12 protein-coding genes and 1 pseudogene are annotated in these 19,311 nt (G+C 72.3%); 9 read left to right on the forward strand and 4 right to left on the reverse strand.

Going from position 1 to position 19,311, the window contains the following annotated elements; translation table 11 throughout:
- The first annotated feature begins 156 nt into the window (after nucleotides 1-156).
- Both ABD481_RS05310 and ABD481_RS05315 read left to right on the forward strand, forming a co-directional pair.
- Nucleotides 157-2,556 (forward strand): FdhF/YdeP family oxidoreductase, encoded by a 2,400-nt coding sequence (locus ABD481_RS05310; RefSeq protein WP_344664373.1) that lies wholly within the window; start codon nucleotides 157-159, stop codon nucleotides 2,554-2,556.
- Between the two features lie 4 nt (nucleotides 2,557-2,560).
- Nucleotides 2,561-3,736, forward strand: a complete 1,176-nt coding sequence (locus ABD481_RS05315) for a baeRF3 domain-containing protein (protein WP_344664374.1) — start codon at nucleotides 2,561-2,563, stop codon at nucleotides 3,734-3,736.
- A 58-nt stretch (nucleotides 3,737-3,794) separates the two neighbouring features.
- Here ABD481_RS05315 and ABD481_RS05320 read toward each other — a convergent pair whose 3' ends face one another.
- On the reverse strand, nucleotides 3,795-4,487 hold the full coding sequence (locus tag ABD481_RS05320) for a type 1 glutamine amidotransferase domain-containing protein (RefSeq protein ID WP_344664395.1): 693 nt from the start codon (nucleotides 4,485-4,487) through the stop codon (nucleotides 3,795-3,797).
- Between the two features lie 429 nt (nucleotides 4,488-4,916).
- On the opposite strand from ABD481_RS05320, the gene ABD481_RS05325 reads away from it, so the two are divergent.
- The 7 genes from ABD481_RS05325 (at nucleotide 4,917) to htpG (ending at nucleotide 14,441) form a co-directional block, all read left to right on the forward strand.
- Nucleotides 4,917-5,369 (forward strand): XRE family transcriptional regulator, encoded by a 453-nt coding sequence (locus ABD481_RS05325; RefSeq protein ID WP_344664375.1) that lies wholly within the window; start codon nucleotides 4,917-4,919, stop codon nucleotides 5,367-5,369.
- A gap of 101 nt (nucleotides 5,370-5,470) precedes the next feature.
- Nucleotides 5,471-6,025 (forward strand): hypothetical protein, encoded by a 555-nt coding sequence (locus ABD481_RS05330; protein WP_344664376.1) that lies wholly within the window; start codon nucleotides 5,471-5,473, stop codon nucleotides 6,023-6,025.
- A complete protein-coding gene (locus ABD481_RS05335; RefSeq protein ID WP_344664377.1) occupies nucleotides 6,025-7,425 on the forward strand; it encodes an MAB_1171c family putative transporter in 1,401 nt (466 codons plus the stop codon). Before ABD481_RS05330 ends, ABD481_RS05335 begins: the two co-directional genes overlap by 1 nt.
- 91 nt (nucleotides 7,426-7,516) lie before the next feature.
- Nucleotides 7,517-8,494: an NAD(P)-dependent alcohol dehydrogenase gene (locus ABD481_RS05340; RefSeq protein WP_344664378.1), complete on the forward strand. Its 978-nt coding sequence runs from the start codon at nucleotides 7,517-7,519 to the stop codon at nucleotides 8,492-8,494.
- 96 nt (nucleotides 8,495-8,590) lie between these two features.
- Nucleotides 8,591-9,151, forward strand: coding sequence for a flavoprotein (locus ABD481_RS05345; protein ID WP_344664379.1), 561 nt, complete (start codon nucleotides 8,591-8,593; stop codon nucleotides 9,149-9,151).
- A gap of 27 nt (nucleotides 9,152-9,178) precedes the next feature.
- Nucleotides 9,179-12,433, forward strand: a complete 3,255-nt coding sequence (locus tag ABD481_RS05350; protein WP_344664380.1) for a hypothetical protein — start codon at nucleotides 9,179-9,181, stop codon at nucleotides 12,431-12,433.
- Nucleotides 12,434-12,530: 97 nt separating this feature from the next.
- The gene (gene htpG, locus ABD481_RS05355; protein WP_344664381.1) at nucleotides 12,531-14,441 is read left to right on the forward strand and encodes a molecular chaperone HtpG; all 1,911 of its coding nucleotides are present in this window, start codon (nucleotides 12,531-12,533) and stop codon (nucleotides 14,439-14,441) included.
- 777 nt (nucleotides 14,442-15,218) lie between these two features.
- Here htpG and ABD481_RS05360 read toward each other — a convergent pair.
- The 3 genes and pseudogenes from ABD481_RS05360 to ABD481_RS05370 form a co-directional block, all read right to left on the reverse strand.
- Nucleotides 15,219-16,088, reverse strand: a complete 870-nt coding sequence (locus ABD481_RS05360; protein WP_344664382.1) for an LLM class flavin-dependent oxidoreductase — start codon at nucleotides 16,086-16,088, stop codon at nucleotides 15,219-15,221.
- Entirely contained in the window at nucleotides 16,085-17,992 is a 1,908-nt protein-coding gene (locus ABD481_RS05365) for a condensation domain-containing protein (protein ID WP_344664383.1), read from the reverse strand. Before ABD481_RS05365 ends, ABD481_RS05360 begins: the two co-directional genes overlap by 4 nt.
- A 66-nt stretch (nucleotides 17,993-18,058) precedes the next feature.
- A pseudogene (locus tag ABD481_RS05370) lies at nucleotides 18,059-19,311 on the reverse strand (Dyp-type peroxidase); the annotation flags it as partial.

Raw genomic sequence — 19,311 nt, forward strand, 5'->3', positions numbered from 1 at the left:
TCGTCGGGAGGATCTCCCGGCGCCGCCGTCCGACGCCTGGCCTGCGCCGTTCGGGTGACCCCGGCGGCCCGGCCTCCCCGTGCGGGTCCCGGTCGCCGGGCCTAGTGTGGCCGACGGTCCCGCATGCGCCGACCCGGACGATGGAAGGTGGTCGGAATGAACCCTTCCGACGGTGCTCCGCAGTCCCGCCCCTACCGCCACCCCTCCGCGGGCTGGGGCGCCGCGAAGAGTGTGACGCACGTCCTGCTGGAGCAGGGCGAGCTGCGCGAGGGCACCCGCGCGATCCTGAGGATGAACCACGAGAACGGCGGCTTCGACTGCCCCGGCTGCGCCTGGCCGGACTCGCTCAAGGGTCTGCATCTGGACATCTGCGAGAACGGGATCAAGCACGTCACCTGGGAGATGACGCGCAAGCGCGCGGGCCGGGAGTTCTTCGCCGCGCACAGCGTCTCGGAGCTGTCGCAGTGGTCGGACTTCGCGCTGGAGGACCAGGGCCGGCTCACCGAGCCCATGGTCTACGACCCCGAGACCGACCACTACGTCCCGATCGGCTGGCCGGACGCGTTCGAGCTGATCGGCGGGGTGCTGCGGAACCTGGAGGACCCGGACGCCGCGGCGTTCTACACCTCCGGCCGCCTCGGCAACGAGGCCACGTTCCTCTACCAGCTGCTGGCCCGCGAGCTGGGGACGAACAACCTGCCGGACTGCTCCAACATGTGCCACGAGGCCAGCGGCCGCGCGCTGACCGCCGCCCTGGGCACCGGCAAGGGCACCTGCGACCTGAAGGACTGGGAGCACACCGACGCGCTGTTCATCATGGGCATCAACGCGGCCTCCAACGCGCCCCGGATGCTCACCGCGCTGGCCGAGGCCTACCGCCGCGGCGCCCGCATCGTCCACATCAACCCGCTGGTCGAGGCAGCCGCCGGCCGGACCATCGTCCCGCATGAGTTCCTCCAAATGGCGCTGTTCCGCGCGACCAAGACGGGCACCCTGAACATCCAGCCGCGCATCGCCGGCGACATGGCGCTGATCCGCGGCATCGCCAAGGCGGTGCTGGAGTGGGCGCAGACCGACCCTAAGGCACTGGACCGGGAATTCATCGACCGCTACACGACAGGGTTCGACGACTACCGGAGCGTGGTGGAGGCCACGCCCTGGGAGGAGCTGGAGCGGCAGTCCGGGGTGGCGCGCGCCGACATCCTCAAGGCGGCGCGGGTCTACCGGGACGCCGACCGCAGCATCATCAGCTGGTGCCTGGGAGTGACCCAGCACGAGCACGGCGTGGACACCATCCGCGAGATCGTCAACCTGCTGTTGCTGCGCGGCAACCTGGGGCGGGAGGGCGCCGGGCCGTCGCCGGTGCGCGGGCACAGCAACGTGCAGGGCAACCGCACCTGCGGGATCGACCACCGGCCGGCCTCGGCGTTCCTGGACCGGCTGGCCGAGGTGTGCGGGATCGACCCGCCGCGCGACCACGGCCTGGACACGGTCGGCACGATCGAGGCGATGCATCGCGGCGAGGTGAAGGTGTTCTGCGGGATGGGCGGCAACTTCGCCCTGGCCGCGCCGGACACCGTGTATACGTACGAGGCGCTGCGCGAGTGCGAGCTGACGTTCCATGTCAGCACCAAGCTGAACCGCAGCCACCTGGTGCACGGCAAACGGGCGCTGATCCTGCCGTGCCTGGGCCGCACCGAGAAGGACCACCAGCGCGCCGGCGTGCAGCAGCTCTCGGTGGAGGACTCGATGAGCATGGTGCATCTGTCCGTGGGGATGAAGAAGCCTGCCTCGCCGCATCTGCTGTCGGAGCCGGCGATCATCGCGGGGATCGCGAAGGCGGCGCTGCCGGAGACGGACACGCCGTGGGACTGGTACGTGGAGGACTACGACCGGATCCGCGACACCATGGCGAAGGTGCTGGACGGCTTCGAGGACTTCAACCGGCGAGTCCGGCTGCCGCTGGGCTTCCGGATCCGGCAGCCGGCCCGCGAACTGGTGTTCCTGACGCCGTCGGGCAAGGCCGAGTTCTCGGCCGTGCCGCTGCCCGACGCCGTCCCGGCGCCCGGGACGCTGCTGCTGGGCACGATGCGCTCGCACGACCAGTGGAACACCACGATCTACAGCGACGACGACCGCTACCGCGGGATCGAGAACCTGCGGACGCTGGTGTTCATGAACAAGGACGACATGCGCGAGCGCGGGATCGGCCAGTTCGCGCCGGTGGAGGTGACGGCGACGTCGAAGGACGGGTCGCAGCGGTCGTTGAAGGGGTACTTGGCGGTGGAGTACGCGATCCCGCGCGGGTGCGCGGCCGGGTACATGCCGGAGATGAACGTGCTGGTGGGGATCCGGGACTACAGCGAGCAGAGCGACCAGCCGCTGATGAAGCATTTGAAGGTGACGATCGTGGCGTCCCCGAGCACCGAGAGCGCCGACGCGGCGCGGCGGGCCCAGCCGGAGCCGAGCCCGGAGCCGGGCCCGGACCCCGGCGCGAAACCGGTCCCACGAATGGATTCGCCGACGGTCGCCGGGGCGCGGCCGGTGCGACCGTGACCGGGTGGACATCTCCGAACTGACACCCGAGATCCTCGCGGAGCTGCGCACCCCGCGTCCCTATCCGGCGGTCACGCTGGTCCTGCCGGCCGATCCGAAGGAGCCCTTCGGCGAGAAGACCCGCATCACGCTGCGCGGCCTGTGCACCGAGGCGCAGCGGCGGCTGGCCGAGGACCCGGACGTCGAGCGGGACGTGCGGCTGACGCTGCGCGACGAGAAGCTCGACCCCGACGCGATCCTGGACCTGGTCGATCCGAGCGTGCCGGCCGGCGAGCTGGTCGTCCACGTCAGCGCCGCGGACCCGACGCGGCTGTGGCAGGTGCCGACCGGGGCCGACGCCACGCTGCGGGCCGAGTTCTCCGACGTGTTCCTGACCCGCTACCTGGTCGCGGCCGAGCAGCGGTCCTGGCCGTACCTGGTGCTGGTGCTGGACCAGGAGGTGTGCCGGCTGCACCGCGGCTCGGCGGAGGAGCTGCGCGAGGTCAAGGAGCACGGCTTCCCCGACACGCCGGCCATCCCGTCGCCGGAGGACGCCGTGCCCGGGGCGATTCCCCGCGCCGAGCCCTACGAGGCGCACGAGGAGTACGTGCGGCAGTACCTGCGCGTCGTCGACACCCACCTGGGCCAGGCACTGAAGGTCCACGACGGCCTGCCGCTGTTCGTGGTCGGCGGCGAGAAGATCCTGTCCTCGTTCCTGGACCTCACCGCCTACCGCGACGTGGTCGCCGGCACCCTGCCGCTGACCGGGATGGACAAGGACTCCCCGTCCGACCTGGCCAAGCGCATCGCGCCCGAGGTCGGGCGGCATCGCGCCGGGCAGGTCGCGGCGGCGCTGACGGAGCTGGAGGACTCCCGGTCGCAGAACCGGTACGCCGGCGGCCCCGCCGAGGTCTGGACGGCCGTGGCGGACAAGCGCGTCCACCGGCTGGTCCTGGAGGAGGGCCTGCTGCTCGCGGGCAAGGTCGGCGGGGACGGGCGCGAGCTGGCGACGCTGCCGTTCCCGGAGCCGGTGACGCTGCCGCAGCCGAAGGAGGACATCGAGCCGCCCGCGATCGGCGTCCACACCGACATCGTGGAGCAGCTGGTGGAGAACTCGATGGAGTCCGGGGCGCGGGTGCTGTTCGTGCCGGACGGGACGTTGCGGGAGGCCGGCGGGGTCGCGGCGGTACTGCGGTACTGACGGCGGACGGGGCACAGGCCCGAACCAGGAAGGCACGGGCCGAGCGCCCCGGCCCGCATCAAGCCTCCAGCGCCTCCAGCATGTCGGCCGCGATCTGCGCCGAGGACTGGGGGTTCTGCCCGGTGTGCAGGTTCCGGTCGGTCTCGGTGTGGGACTGGAACGGCGGCCCCTCCACGAACTCCGCGCCGAGGTTGGCCAGTTCGTCCTGGAGCAGGTAGCGCATGTTCGGCGCGAGGCCGCCCTGTTCCTCCTCCTCGTCGGTGAAGCCGGTGAGGCGGTAGCCGGCGATCGTCGGGGTGCCGTCGGCGCGGCGCGCGGCCAGCAGCGCGGCCGGGCCGTGGCAGACCGCGCCGACCGGCATCCCGGCCGCCAGCGCCTCGGTGATCAGCTCGCCGGCGACCTCGTCGGTGGCCAGGTCCTCCAGCGGCGCGTGCCCGCCGGGGACGAACACCGCCTCGTAGCCGCCGACCTCGACGTCGTCCAGCACCAGCGGGTTCTGGAGGTCCAGGATGCGCTGGAGGTCGGCGTCGTCGTGGGCGGACAGGCTGCGCGGGTCCGGCTGCGGGGCCTGGCCCACCGGCGTGGCGAACTTGACGTCGTACCCGGCCTCGGTGAAGGCGTGGTACGGCACGAGCAGCTCCTCGGCCCAGTAGCCGGTGGTGTGCAGGCTGCCGTCCTTCATGGTCAGCTGGTGCGCCCGGCTGACGATGAACAGCACCCGGGGACGGGCGGCCGCGGCCTGGTCGGTCATGGCGGACATGGCGTGTCAACTCCCTGTTGGCTCCGCTGAGGGTCTCAGCCCCAGACTCGCAGGCCCGGCGGCGCGGGCAAGCGCACGGCGCCGTCCGCGTGACGGGCTGCGGGGCGGGCCGCGTGACGGGCACACGGGGCAGGCTGCGGGGCGGATGGCGGGAGCGGGAGAGGGTGCCGACGCCGGAGGCGGGGCCGGCGTCGGCACCGATCAGGGGGTGCGCCCGGGCGTCAGCCGAGCACCGGGGTTCGCTCGTCATCCATATCAGACTCCGAACACAAGCACGAGCAGCATGCATGCTAGCTGAAATGAATGACACCGGGTCGATGAGGCTTCGGCAATCCTTGCGAAGCACGCCCAAGGCGGCGGCGACATCGACAGAATGGGGTCGTGATCGGCACTGTACAGCTGCATAGAGGGAGGGACGCGATGCAGGAGCAGGTCCCCACGTCCGTGCGCCCGGCCCTCGCCGAGCGGATCGAGACCCTGTTCCGGGTCGTGCGGCGTTCCGACGGCGAGCCGTTCAGCAACGAGGATGTGGCGCGCGCCTGTCGGGAAGCGACGGGCGAGACTTTTTCGGCGACCTATTTATGGCAGTTGCGCACCGGGCGTCGCGCGAACCCGACGGTGCGGCACGTCGCCGCGCTGGCCAAGTTCTTCGAGGTGCCGGCCACCTACTTCTTCGACGACGAACAGGCCGCCGCGATCTCGCGCGACCTGGAGCTGTTGGGCGCGCTGCGCGACGCCGGGGTGCGCAGCGTGGCGCTGCGCGCGGTGAATCTGTCCCCGGAGTCGATCGACACCATCAGCGATATGATCGACGTTCTCGCCCGGCGCGAGAAGAAGTCGAACGCTGCGAGGAGCGGTACGGCCCGCGGGTGATCCGCGGGATCCGCCCCGCCAGGCAAGAAGCGAACCGGCGGTCCGGCCGGTTCGGGCCACACCGTGCGGAGTCGGCGGACGGGCCAGCGGAGGGGTTGGGGATGCGGTTCGCACGAGGCCGGCGCACCTTGCTGCGGCGGTGCCGGGAGACCGTCGAACGGCTGGAGCTGCCGGAGCCGTTCAGCGCCGCGGCGTTCGTGGCCCGGCTGGCCGCCGATCGGGGCCGGCCGATCGAGCTGGTGCCGGTGACCTCGCGGCCGCGGGTGCCGTGCGGGCTGCTGGTGACGCTGGAGCACACCGACGTCATCGTCTACTTCGCGGACACCGCGGCGCTGCACCGTGAGCACATCATCCTGCACGAGGCGGCGCATCTGCTGTGCGGGCACGACCAGGCGGCGCCGATGCAGACCGGCTCGGCGGCCGGGCTGTTCCCGTCCCTGTCCCCCGGGCTGGTGCAGCGGGTGCTGGGGCGGACCGCCTACAACGCACCGCAGGAGCGGGAGGCCGAGCTGGTGGCGTCGCTGATCCGCTGCAAGGCCGCGGCGCGCGCCTCCGCGGCGGCGCGGGCGGCGGCCGAGGCGGCTCCGGCCGCGCACGGTGAAGCAGCCGAGGACACGGCGCGGGTCGGGGTGCTGTTCGGGGTCGGCCGGCCCTGATGGCGCCGGCTTCGGATCTGGGTGCTTACGCGGGGACGGCGGCGCTGCTGGGGTTCGTCGGGTACCGGTTCGGCGCGGACCGGCGGGGCGCGCCGGACCCGTTCCGGTGGCTGGTGTACGCGTTCGGGCTGTTCGAGGCCGGGTCGCTGGCGATCCTCGCGCCGGCCGGCCTGCGGCTGCTGACCGGGGCCGGGGTCGGGGAGGCCACGGTGGTGGGGCTCGGGGACTCGCTGCGGACGGCGGCGGTGAGCTCTCTGGTGGGGGTGGCGTACGCGCTGCGTCCGGCGACGGCCGGGCAGGTGGGGGCCGGATCGGCGACGGCCTCGCGGTTCCCGGGATCGCCGGGGCTGCCGGAGTCGCCAGAGTCACCGGGGGCGCCAAGATCGCCAGGGTCCCCGGCGTTGCCGGCCGGGGCCTGGCCGTCCGGCTGGTCGCGCTCATGGCTGGTCCCGGCGCTGGTGGTGCAGGTCATGATGGCTGTGCTGTTCGCGGTCGCTCGCCCTCAGGCCGATGCGGGCGGGACATTGAGCGTCGACGTCCCGGGCCGCGTGGCGCTGTCGGCGCATTACTCGCTGTTCGTCGGCTACACCCTGTTCGGTCTGGCCGAGCTGGCCGGCGCCCTGCTCCCCCAGGCCCGCCACGGCGGTTCGCGCCCGCTGCGGCTCGGCGTCCGGCTGGCCGTGGCGGCGATCGCGGTCGGCGCGGTGTGGACGCTGTGGACCCTGGACGACATCCTCAGCGTGGCCAGGTCGGGCACCCAGGGCGGCAGCGACGACTCGGTGTCGAACCTGTTCGGGGTGAGCTGCGTGGCGCTGCTGGTCGCGGGCGGCACGGTCGGCCGGTGGGGCGGGGCGCTGGCCAAGCCGCACCGCTGGTGGCGGGCCTATCAGCGGTACCGGACGCTCGGGCCGCTGTGGTCGGCGCTGCATCACGAGCTGCCGCACATCGCCCTGGACCCGGGCGACCGGCCGCGGCCCGGGGCGGCGGCCAGCATCGAGTTCCTCGCCTACCGCCGCGCGATCGAGATCCACGACGCGAGCCTGGCGCTGCGGCAGTACCGGCAGCCGGGGTTCGCGGCGTGGCTGGCGGCGGCCGATATCGACGCCGGGCGGTACTCGGCGGCCGAGATCGAGGCCGCCGCCCTGGCGGTCGCGGTGGAGAACCTGCGGCGGGACCGCCGGTTCGACGGGGCCGGAGGCGATGCCGGGTCCGACGCCATGCCCGACGCCATGCCCGACCCCGCATCCGGCAGAGCATCCGGCAGATCGTCCAACACCCCTGCCGAGACCGCAGCAAACCCCGAGGCCGGGGCGGCGGGCGCCGAGGCGTCGTGGCTGGTCGACGTCGCGCAAGCGTTCCGGCACTCGCCGCTGGTCCGGCTGGCCCTCGACGTGTCTTGATAAACCGCTGGTCAGCGGGGATTTCCGAACGGCGCTCCCGGCCCTACTTTGAGAGATGAGGGGACTTCCGGGCCCTTCCTTGGGGGGTGCCATGAAGGCTGTCGTGCAGCGCGCCTACGGCCCGGTCGACGTCCTGGCGGTCCGGGACGTGGAGCGCCCGCGCCCGAGACCGGACGAGGTCGTGGTCCGGGTCGCCGCCGCCGGCGTGGGGCCGGAGGTCTGGCACGTGATGGCCGGATCGCCGTTCGTCGTGCGGCTGGTGTTCGGGCTGCGGCGGCCCCGGAACCCGGTGTGCGGGCGGGACCTGGCCGGGTGGGTGGAGGAGCTCGGCTCGGACGTCACCGCCTTCCGGATCGGCGACGCGGTGCTGGGGTCGGGCGTCGGCACGTTCGCGGAGTACGCCCGCGCCAAGGCCGTGCACCTGGCGCGCAAACCGCTGTCGATCACGTTCGAGCAGGCGGCGGCGCTGCCGGTCTCGGGGCAGACCGCGTTGCAGGCGCTGCGGGACAAGGCGCGGGTCAACGCCGGTCAGCGGGTGCTGATCCTGGGCGCGTCCGGCGGCGTCGGCACCTACGCGGTGCAGCTCGCGGCGGCGCACTTCGGGGCGGAGGTGACGGCGGTCTGCGGGTCCGCCGCCGCGGAGCACGTCCGCGCGCTCGGCGCCGCGCACGTCGTCGACTACACGCGCGAGGACATCGACAGCGTCGACCATGTCGGCCGATACGACGTCATCCTCGACATCGCCGGCAACCGCCCGCTGCCGGTCCTGCGCAGGGCACTGACGCCGCGCGGCACGCTCGTCATCGTCGGCGGCGAGGGCGGCGGGAAGATCCTCGGGATGGGACGGGCACTGCGCGCGGTGTCGCAGTCGCCCTTTCTGCGGCAGGAGCAGAAGAACCTGCTGGCCCTGACCCGGGCCTCCGACCTGGCGACGCTCATCGGGCTGATCGAGGCCGGGCAGCTCACGCCGTACGTCGACCGCGCGTATCCGCTGGCCGACGCCGCGGCCGCGATCCGGCACCTGCGCGAGGGGCATCCGATGGGGAAGCTCGTGGTGACGCTGCCTTGAGCGGCGGCACGGTCCGGGTCTCATTCCTCGAACACGGTGGCGCACCATCGCCGGGACCGCTAGACCTTGATCGATCTAGCGGATGGAGGTCCGGGAATGGCTGACAACCCGGTTTTGTACGTCATCGTCTGCGCGGCCGGTCCCGCCGAGCGCGTAACGGTCCTGATCGAGGATGCCCGCGCCCGCGGCTGGGATCCCTACGTCGTGCCGACCCCGACCGCCGAGGAATTCCTCGATCTGGCCGAGGTCGAACGGGTCAGCGGCCACCCGGTGCGGTCACGCTGGCGGACGCCGGGCGAAGGCGGATCGCTGCCGACCGCGGACGCGATCGTGGTCGCTCCGGCGTCCTACAACACGATCAACAAGTGGGCCGCCGGCGTCGCTGACTGCTATGCCCTCGGGCTGCTCGCCGAGCTCGGCGGCGCGGGGGTCCCGATCGCGGTGCTGCCGAACGTCAACACCGCCTTCGCCGCGAACCGCGTCTATCAGCGCTCGCTGACCGAGCTGCGGGAGAGCGGGGTCCAGGTCCTCGTCGGCCCCGGCCTGATCGAGCCGCACCCGCCGCGCACCGACAACGCGGACAGCTTCCCCTGGCACCTGGCGCTCGACGCACTGGACGCACTGGACGCGGGAAGGCCGTCGCGATCGGCGAGATGAGTCACAACCACCTGCCATGATTCCGGGATGGGGACGGAGCTGACATGGTGGCCGATCGAGGCCGGCTACGAGATAGCGCGCGACGGCGATGAGCTGGTGTGCCGGGACCAGGCGAGGAACCTGGTCCCGGTGCTGCCGCCGGAGGTGGCGCGGACGCGCCGGTATCCGGCGTGGGTCCTGGTCAACCGGCCGGACGACGCCGAGGCGGCGGAGGCCGTCGGCGCCGGACTGGCCGGGACGCGCGGACTGGCGGCCCACCGCGCCGCGCTGAGGGTGGAGAGCCTCGGGCGAGATGTGCCGAGCGAACAGCTGCCGGTGTTCTACGAGCAAGCTGCGCGCCTGATGATCTGGTACGGCGATCACAAGCGGGCCGGGACGTTCTTCGCGCAGGCGCGCGCCGTCGAGGCCGAGGAGGGCCTGCCGATCGAGGACGACGTCTGGCTGGCCGTGCACCGCGAGTTCGCCGCGTTCGGGGCGTTGAGCGCGAAAGCGACCGGGGACTTCGTCAAAAGTCTGAAGAGTCGGGCCGAGCCGAAGGCCGCGTTGGAGGCGCTGATGCGCGTCGCGCTGCTGCGGGCGATGGTGGGGCAGGCGCCGTGGCCGCAGCTGCCGAAGCACCTGTCGGCGTTCGCCAAGGCGGCGGGGCGCGACGAGATCGAGGTGCACCAGGAACTGTTGGAGCGGTTCTGCGACGCCGATGCGGCGTCGGCGCTGCGGGACGCCGCGGCAGCGATGTGGACGGCGTGGGAGCCGGTGCTGATCCAGGTGGCGGCGCGGTCGGCGGTGGTGCGGGGCCTGGTGCTGGAGATGCTGCCGCAGGCGGAGAGTCTGGACGGCTGGTGGCTGGGGCTGGTGGGGGCGTGCGGGGCGGCCGCGGGGCTGGTCGGTGGGCCGGTCGATGGGCCGGTCGGTGGGCCAGCCAACCTTCAACCTCAGGTTGAGGTCGAGGGTCAGGCTGAGGTCGAGGTGGAGGTCGTGCGGCCGCTTGGCGGGCGGGCGGCATGGCTCGAGCGGCGTATTCATCATCCGAATCTGAACACCGTGCTGAAGAAGCGCAGCCGGGTCAGCAAGCCCCTGACCGACGAGCTCAACGAGCTGATCGTGCGGATGGCTCCGGCGCTGCGCGCCGACGGCGTGGCCGTGCGGCTGGACGGCCGGGACTACTGGACGAAGCGTGTGGACGTCCGGGTCCTGGAGACGTGCCTGGCGCACGGTGTGCCGGTGGCGGACTTGCAGCAGGACGCAGGGTTGGGCCTGGAACTGTGGTGGCGGAGCCGCCGTCCCGGGGAGGACCTGCCCGCGACGGCGGCCGATCCCCGGTTCGAGCCGCTGGTGCGGAAGTGGGCCGTGCTCGCCGAGAAGCGGGGCGAGGCGGCGGCGTTGTGGGCGGCGCCGGCGCTGCGGCCGTTCCTGACGCCGCCGGAGGACGCAGAGAACGACGAAGCGTCGCATGTGATGGATGGTCCAGCGGTCCATTCGGCAGTGCATGCGTTCGGGCACCGGGTCGGCCACATGTCGGTCGCGCCCCAGCGGCCGCTGTATGAGATACAGCGGCTGAGCCAAGCGCTTCGAGCGGGAGAAGTCGGGCTGGAGCAGCGAGTCCGAGGACTCGGCCTGTCGGCGCTGCTGGTGGGGCGGCTTGAATGGGTGGTGCTGCGGGCGATAACGCCGAGCACCTCCGAGGAGCGGCGCGAGCTGTTGACGGCGTTCCTGGAGGTGTGGGCTGAGTCAGCCTTCGCGGACGCCGACGTCCGGGCAGCCCTGGACAAGGCCGGGATAGCCGAGAAGTTCCCGTTTGAAGGTGATGATTCGCTTCGGTGGGACACCCGCGATCGAATACGGCGCCTGGTCGCGCTGCTCCGGGAGCGCGGGGCGGCGCCCCATGGACCGGCCAACGCCGTGCCGCTCATGGAGCAGGCAGGCCTGAGCCGGCCGGGGGCCGAGTTCGCGCTGGCGGGGCTGATCGGGGTGACGAGCTACCATGTGCCGCTGCTGAGCACGGAGGAACGCAGAAGCCTGGGCCTGAGCACCAAGCAGGTGGAGGACGCCCGGAGCGAGGTCGCGTCGGTGAGCAAGGAGGCGCGGCCCACGCTGCTGCTCGGAGTTCTGCCGGAGGACCCGGAGGAGCTCTGGCGGCCCGGCGGCCTGGCAGCCGTCGCCGAGCGGATCGCGGCGAACTGGGCTGCGCGGTTCGGAAAGAAGACCGTGATCCCGGAGGCGACGTTGGCGGCGGCGCCCGACTTCGGGCGCTCGTTCCCGGCCCAGGCATTGTGTGTGGCCCTGGCCGAGCCGGCTTCGTCGCCGATCCTCACGCGCGACATCGATTCCTGGCTCGTGCCCGGCGTCGACGACGGCGTGGCCTGGTACGGCAGCGACGGGTACCGGGTCGGCGAGTTCAACGTGTGGCTCTCGAAGCTGGCCACCGCCACGGCCTGGGCCTACGCCGCGCTGCCGAGCGAGGACCCGGTGCGGCGCGGGGTGCCGGAGATGATCCGGCTGGTCCGGCAGCGGCTTCTTCGTCCGGAGCTGATCCTGGTGGCGGGACAGTGCCGCTATGGAACGTCGGTGGACGACCTCGCGCAGCGTTTCGGCCCGAGCGCGTACCAGGGCCCGATCGAGCTGCCGGACACGACGTACGACGACGGCCTGACCATCTCGGCCAGCCGGGGTTCCAGCACCCGCTTGTACTTCCGGCCCGCGCTGCTCGGCCGGGACGCACGGACGGCGACGCTGGATTCGGCCGCGTTCCATGGGCGCGGCACCCTCGACGCCGTCAGCTTCCTGCTGGGGTCGGCCTGCGACCGCCTCGTGGAGCGGATCGAGTCCGGCGGGCTGCCGGCCGGAACTTATGAGGCTGATCCGCGGGTCAGCGCGCCGGACCTGGTGGCCGCCGTCGCGGACCGGTTCGAGCTGGACAGCGGCGCGGCGGCGTACTATCTCCAGCTGCTGGCAGTGCCGCAGCCGACCGACGCCTGGGTGCGGGTCTGGAACGGCTGGCGGCCGGCCCACCACAAGGCGGCGATCGCGGCATTGGCGGAGCGGGGGCTGGTCGTCCAGGAGAAGCGTCCGAAGGCCGGGCGCGGGGTTTTCCTGCCCGGCCCGTGGAGCAAGGCTGCGAATTTCCCTGGCGCGCGCCCCGTGGAGGCGTGGAAGAAGGAGGCGCTGGGCGCGGTGGGCGCGGACCCCGCCCTGGTCGAGTGGGCTCGGGTGCCGTTGACCGAGTTGTTCCAGGCCGTGGTCGACCGGGTGCTCGGTGGTGACGGGCCCGCGCACAGCGGGTAAAGGATCGCTCTGTCACGGACCCGTCGCGGTGGGGCGCTCCATAAGATGGCTGAGGCGGTATTCCTACCGTTTCATCGTCGAAAGGAGCGCCCCGGACGTGGGTGGCAGCGTTGAGACCCTCGAATTCCAGGCCGAGACCCGTCAGCTGTTGCAGCTGGTGATTCATTCGATCTACTCGAACAAGGACATCTTCCTGCGCGAGCTGATCTCGAACGCCTCCGACGCGCTGGACAAGCTGCGGTTGGAGTCGCTGGTCGATTCGGACCTGGAGGCCGACACCTCCGACCTGCATATTGTCCTGGAGGTGGATGCCGAGGCCCGGACGCTGACGGTCCGGGACAACGGGGTCGGGATGACCCGGGACGAGGTCGTGGAGCTGATCGGCACCATCGCCAAGTCCGGGACCGCGGGCTTGTTGGAGAAGGTGAAGCAGGCCAAGGACGCCGAGGCGGCCCAGAGCCTGATCGGGCAGTTCGGGGTCGGCTTCTACTCGGCGTTCATGGTGGCCGACAAGGTCAGCCTGCGGACCCGGCGGGCCGGGTCCGAGGCCGGGACGCTGTGGGAGTCCGACGGCCAGGGCACGTACGACATCGCCGAGGCCGACGGGCTGCCGGTGGGCACCGAGGTGGTGCTGCACCTCAAGCCGGTCGACAGCGAGGACGGCGTCGCGGACTACCTGGCGGAGTGGAAGCTGCGGCAGATCGTCAAGCAGTACTCGGACTTCATCCGGTGGCCCATCCGGATGCCCATCGAGCGCGGCGGCGAGGACGGCGTCAGCGTCACCGAGTTGCAGACGCTGAACTCGATGAAGGCGCTGTGGGCCCGGCCGCGCAGCGAGGTGTCGCAGGAGGAGTACAACGAGTTCTACAAGCAGATCAGCCACGACTGGAACGACCCGGCGGAGACCGTGCACATGCGCGCGGAGGGCACGTTCGAGTACGAGGCGCTGCTGTTCATCCCCTCGCAGGCGCCGTTCGACCTGTTCTCGCGGGACACCAAGCGGGGCGTGCAGCTGTACGTCAAGCGCGTGTTCATCATGGACGACTGCGAAGCGCTGATGCCGAACTACCTGCGCTTCGTCAAGGGCGTCGTGGACGCCCACGACCTGTCGCTGAACATCTCGCGGGAGATCCTCCAGCACGACCGGCAGATCCGGGGGGTGCGGCGGCGGCTGGTGAAGAAGGTGCTCGGCTCCATCAAGGACATGCAGACCGCTGACGCGGAGCGCTACGCGAAGCTGTGGGCGCAGTTCGGCCGGGTGCTGAAGGAAGGGCTGATCGAGGACACCGACAACGTCGAGGCCCTGCTGGACCTGATCTGCCTGGACTCGACGCACGACGCCGAGAAGCCCACGACGCTGCGCGACTACGTCTCGCGGATGAAGGACGGCCAGGACGCCGTCTACTATCTGACCGGGGCGAACCGGGCCACTGTGGAGAATTCGCCGCACATGGAGGCTTTCGCGGCGAAGGGCTACGAAGTCCTGATCCTCACCGATCCGGTCGACGAGGTGTGGGCCGAGCAGGTCCCGGCCTTCGACGGGCATCCGTTCCAGTCCATCGCCAAGGGCCAGGTCGACCTGGACGCCGGCGAGGACGAGGCCGCCGGCGAGGAGAAGGCCCAGCGGGAGGCCGACTTCGCCGCGCTGCTGCCCTGGCTGGCGGCGACGCTGTCCGAGCACGTCAAGCAGGCGCGGCTGTCCTCGCGGCTCACGACGTCGGCGGCCTGCGTGGTCGGCGACGACGAGGACATGACGCCGATGCTGGAGAAGATGTACCGGGCGATGGGACAGCAGTTCCCGCCGGTCAAGCGGATCCTGGAGATCAACCCCAAGCACCCGCTGATCACCGGCCTGCGGTCGGCGTACGAGAAGAACGCCGAGGACCCGGCGCTGCCCGAACTCGCCGAGATCGTCCTGGGCACGGCCCTGCTGGCCGAGGGCGGCGAACTCGCCGATCCGGCGCGGTTCAGCCGGTTGATCACCGAGCGGCTCGCGGCTGCGCTATGATCCGCACCCCGTGATCTCCGCGGGGACGGCCGACCGGTCGTCCCCGCAGATCAGAGCCCCGCACCAGCAAAGCGCCGCCCATGACCGTATCGACCGTCGCCGACCGCACCCCGGAACTCCGGCGCCACCTGCTGCCCACGCTCGACGCGGCCACCGCCGCGGTCCGTGAGGCCCACGAGACCGCGCGCGCGGTCGGCGACAGCCTGCTCGCCTGCCGGCACCTGCCCGGGGAGGTGTTCGGGTACGCGCCGGAGGTGTCGGGCGCGGCTGCGAGGCTGGCCGGGGCGACTCGGGGCGTGGTCGCCGCTGTGCGGGTGGCTACGGCTGACCCGTCGCCGGAGAGTCTGCGGGATTTGCATCGGGCGATGGGTGAGGTGGGGGATGCGGTGGTCGCTGCGCGCGGCGCTATCGAGCAGTTGCGGACGGCTGCTGGGTGGTTCGGCCCGCAGATACACACCGCTGCGCTGCGGCCAGCGTTGGAACCGGCAGCAGGATCAGCAGCGGGGCCAGCGCTGAAACCGGCTGCGGGACCGGCGTTGAAACCGGCTGCGGGACCGTCATCGCAACCGGCTCCCCCGCCTCCGCTCCCGCCTCCACCCCCGGCCGCGTCCCGCTGGTTCAGCGGGCCTCCCGCATCCTGATCCCGATCAGGCGGCGCCGAGCGCCTGTTCCATCCGCGGCATCAGGTCCTCCACGAAGTGCTGCGCCAGGCCGACGACTCAGCACCTGGTGCCGCGCCTACCAGCACCCCCGCACCCACCAGCAGCCCCCGCCCCGTCAGCCGCCCAGCGCCTCGACAACAGCGCCGAGCTGCTCCGCCGGCTCGGCGCCGTAGATCCGCAGCACGACGGTCGTCGCGCCGGACGCGAACAGTTCCCGGACCCGGTCGGCGCCCTGCTCCGGTGTGCCGGACACGGTGAACAGGTCCTGTGGTTCGCGGCTCAGCCAGTCGGCCTGGTCGGCGAGCGCCGCGGTCAGCGCGGTGCGGCCTGGCTCGTCGTCGCCGACGTGGCAGAACGCGAAGACGGCGAGGTCGTGGTCATGGTCGGCGCCGCCGCGGGCGATGTGGGCGCGGGCGTTCTCCAGGTCCTTCGGGCCGTGGCCCTCGGCGATCACTGTTCCCTGGGCGCGGCGGCCGGACAGTTCCAGGGTCTTGGCCCGCACGGCGGCGGCGAACAGTGGGGGGACCACGGTCGGCGGATGGACCAGGGTCACGTCCTTCAGTGTGACTTCGCGGCCTGTCATGGTGACGGTCTCCCCACGCAGGAGGGCGCCGACCGCGGTCAATGTCTCCTCCAGTCGGGCCATCGACGAGCCCGGTGTGGCGCCGACCTGCTCCAGCCAGCCCGACACGCCGTGGCCCAGGCCGGGGGCGAAGCGTCCGGGGAACACGCGGGCGAGGGTGGCGACCTCCATCGCGAACAGTGCCGGGTTCCGGTACGGCGCCGGGGCGATGCCCAGGCCGACGCGCAGCCGTTCGGTGGCGCCGAGGGCGACGGCGGCCGCGGTGAGGCCGCCGTTCCAGCCGAGGTCCTCCACCACCCAGAGGTCGTCGGCGCCGACCGCCTCGACGCGCCGGGCGAAGTCCGGCAGGCCCGCCGGGTCCCAGGCGCGGTCGTACATGATGCCCAAGCGCGTGTTCGTCATGGCGCGAGACTATCGGCGCGTTCCGCCACCGCCCCAGCTGATTCCGCCACCGCCCCAGCCGATCCCGCCGCCGCGTCCAGTCCCGCCGCCGGTCCCCGGACCCCGGTGTCGAGGCCGGGGTGCAGGGCGGCGTCGATCGCGAGGTCCTCGATGCCGCGCGCCAGCTGTTCCATGTGGGCCGGGTCCAGGGCCCGGGTGTCGGCCTCGATGAGGAGCCGGACCAGGTCGGGGCCGTCGTCGATGTGCACGAACAGGCGCTCCACCGGGTCGTTGCGCCGGCCGGTCCAGTCGAAGGTGGACAGGGCGCGCGCCGCGGCGAACTCCTCGGCGGTGCGGGCCGGGATCGTTTCCGGGTCCACGGGGGCGCGGCGGTCGTTGACGAAGGAGGCGACGTCGAGTTCGACGCCGCGGTCCTCGCCGGTGGTCCGGGTCAGCTCGTCGAGCTGCTCGGGGTCGAAGAAGCTGTGCTTGAGGGCGTTCATCGAGGCCGGTCCGGCGCGGCCGATCACTTCCTCGACGGTGGCGTCGGAGGCGTCCAGGAGCACCACCGGGGCCTGGGAGGCGTGGCAGACCACGTCGGCGAGCTGCCGCCGGAAGCGGTTGCCGATGACCGGCCGCAGCAGCACCGGGTTGACGCCGGTGACGCGGGCCAGGGCGATCGCGTGCACCGCCATCACGACGCGCGCCGGGTCGGCGCCGGTGCGGACGGCGAGCATCGCCAGGGCCGAGCGCAGGGCGGGCGAGGCGAACTCCGAGCTCCAGTAGCGCGGGCGGCGCGGGTCGGCGGAGGCCGGGAAGGTGGGGTCCGGCATGTTCCGCAGGAGTTCGCCGAAGTAGCGCATGGCCCGGTCGCTCTGGCGCCGGCCGGCGTCGGAGTACTGCCATTGGGCGAGCTGGAGCTGTTGGAGGCCGACCGGCGGTTCGGTGGCGCGGGTCGCGACGTCGCGGAACATGGTCACGGCGGCGCCGCCGTCGAGGGCCAGGTGGTGCATGACGACGACCATGTGGGTCGGCACGCCGCCGGTGCGGACGACGGCCATCCGGACCGGCCACTCGGTGCGCAGGTCGTAGGGGGCGCGCTGGTAGTGCGCGTCGATGGCGGCGGCGAGCTGGTCGGCGGCCTGCGCGGCGGTGTCCTGCGTACCAGTGCTTTGCGTACCAGCGTCCTGCGTACCTGCGTCCTGCATACCAACGACTTCAGGGGCGTCATAGATCTCAAGCTCGGTAACGCCACTGGCAGCCAGCACCTGATACGGCCGCGCGTTGTCGTCGAAGCGCAGCCGGGTCCGCATGGACGGGAAGCGGTGGTGCAGGTAGGCGAGTTCGTCGGCGACGTCGGCGATCGTGGTGCCGGGGTCCAGCGGCTTCCAGCCGCCCAGCGGCAGCCAGTTCCCCTGCCGGGTCATCGACTGCCAGATCTCGCGCTGTCCCCAGGACAGCTCGGCGACGCCCTCGCCCTCGCCGGCGAACTCCACGCTGAGGCGTTCGGTCGGAGTCGGCACCGGATCCACGCCCTCGCCGAGTCCGGGCAGCCGCGCGCCGAGCAGCTCGGCGAGGTGCCAGCGGGCGAACGCCTCGTGGTCCCCGGCGAGCCCTTCAGGGATTTCCCTGTCCGTGCCGACGACGAAAACCCGGCGGACGGTGGCGGCCTCGTCCGGCTCCAGGGCCGCGCGGACCGCCGGCTCGTGGTCGGCGCCGGGGTCAGCGCCGGGGCGCAGCGTCAGCAGCACGTCGGTCTGGACCGTCCCCTCCTGCCGAGCGGCGACCACGACGCATGCGCCGACCTGCGGCATTGCTTCGAGGATGCGCTTCTCGGCGTCCGGGGACGGGACCCGGTGGCGGTCGTCCGCCACGCCCGGGACGTCCAGCTCGACTGCGGGCTCTGATTCGCTGACATCGGCCACAGAGGCGATCCTTGGCCGCCGACCGGTCGCCGTCAAGGGGCCGTCTCGAACGTCGTGGCGAGCGGCCTACGCCGCCAGCAGACCCGACCCGAACCAGTCGTCCCCGCCCCGCACTCCGGGCAGCGCGAAGAAGTACCCGCCGCCGGTCGGCTGGATGTAGTCCACCAGCGGCTCGCCGGCCAGGCGGTCCTGAACGGCCTGGAACTGGCGCACGACGTCCTGCTGGTAGCAGCAGAAGATCAGGCCGACGTCGAGGTCGCCGTTGACGTCCAGACCGCGCTCGTAGTTGTAGCCGCGGCGAAGGATCTGCTGGTCGGCGGTGTCGGGGCTACGCGGGTTGGCCAGGCGGATGTGGGCGTCCATGGGGATGGCGTGGCCCTGCGGGTCGGCCCGGTAGTCGGGCAGGTCGTGCTCGGCGGTGCCATCCAGCGGTGCCCCGCTGTCGCGGCGGCGGCCGATCATGTTCTCCTGCTCGTGCAGGGTGACGCGGTCCCAGAACTCCACCAGCATCCTGATGACGCGCACCACCTGGTAGGAGCCGCCGGTGGTCCACGCCGGCTCGGGACCGCCGCCCCGGGTCCAGATCAGCTCCTCGGCGATCCGGGGGTCGGCGACGTCGGGGTTGGCGATGCCGTCCTTGAAGCCGAGCTGGTTGCGGGGCGTGCCGGCCGGGCGTGGCGCGGCGTGGAAGCCGTCGGCCTTCCAGGCGGGCTGCATGCCGCCGCGCGTGTGCTTGGCGATGTCGCGCAGCGCGTGCATGACGGTGTCGCGGGAGTCGGCGCAGATCTGGAGCATCAGATCGCCGTGCAGCTCCTTCGAGCCCTCGACGTGGTCGTCGGGGAAGACCGGCATCGGCGTCAGGCGCGCGGGCTTGCGGGCGGCCAGGCCGAAGCGGTCGTCGAACAGGGAGGCGCCGACGCCGACGGTCACGGTCAGGCCGTCGGAGGGGACGTCCGCGCCGAGCGTCTGGCTGTCGGTCGGCGGCGAGGCGACGTCGGTGGCCGCCGGGGCCCCGCCGGCCTCTGGCTGTCGGTCGGCGGCGAGGCGACGTCGGTGGCCGCCGGGGCCCCGCCGGCGGTCAGGAACCTGACGCGCTCGGTCAGCGTCCGGAACAGGGCCCTGAGCTCGTCCGGGGTCCGCGCGGTGACGTCGAACGCCACGAACGAGGCCGCGGCCTGCGGCGCGGTGAGGATCCCGGCCTGGTGCGGGCCTTCGAAGGGGATGCGGCGGCCGGAGGGCCCGGGGCCGTCGTCGGCGGTCGCGGCCACGGCCACCGCCGCGCCGCGGGCGGCTCCGAGCGCCGCGGCCCCGGCGGCCGC

The organism is Catenulispora yoronensis, from assembly GCF_039531695.1.
GTDB classification, from domain to species: Bacteria; Actinomycetota; Actinomycetes; order Streptomycetales; family Catenulisporaceae; genus Catenulispora; species Catenulispora yoronensis.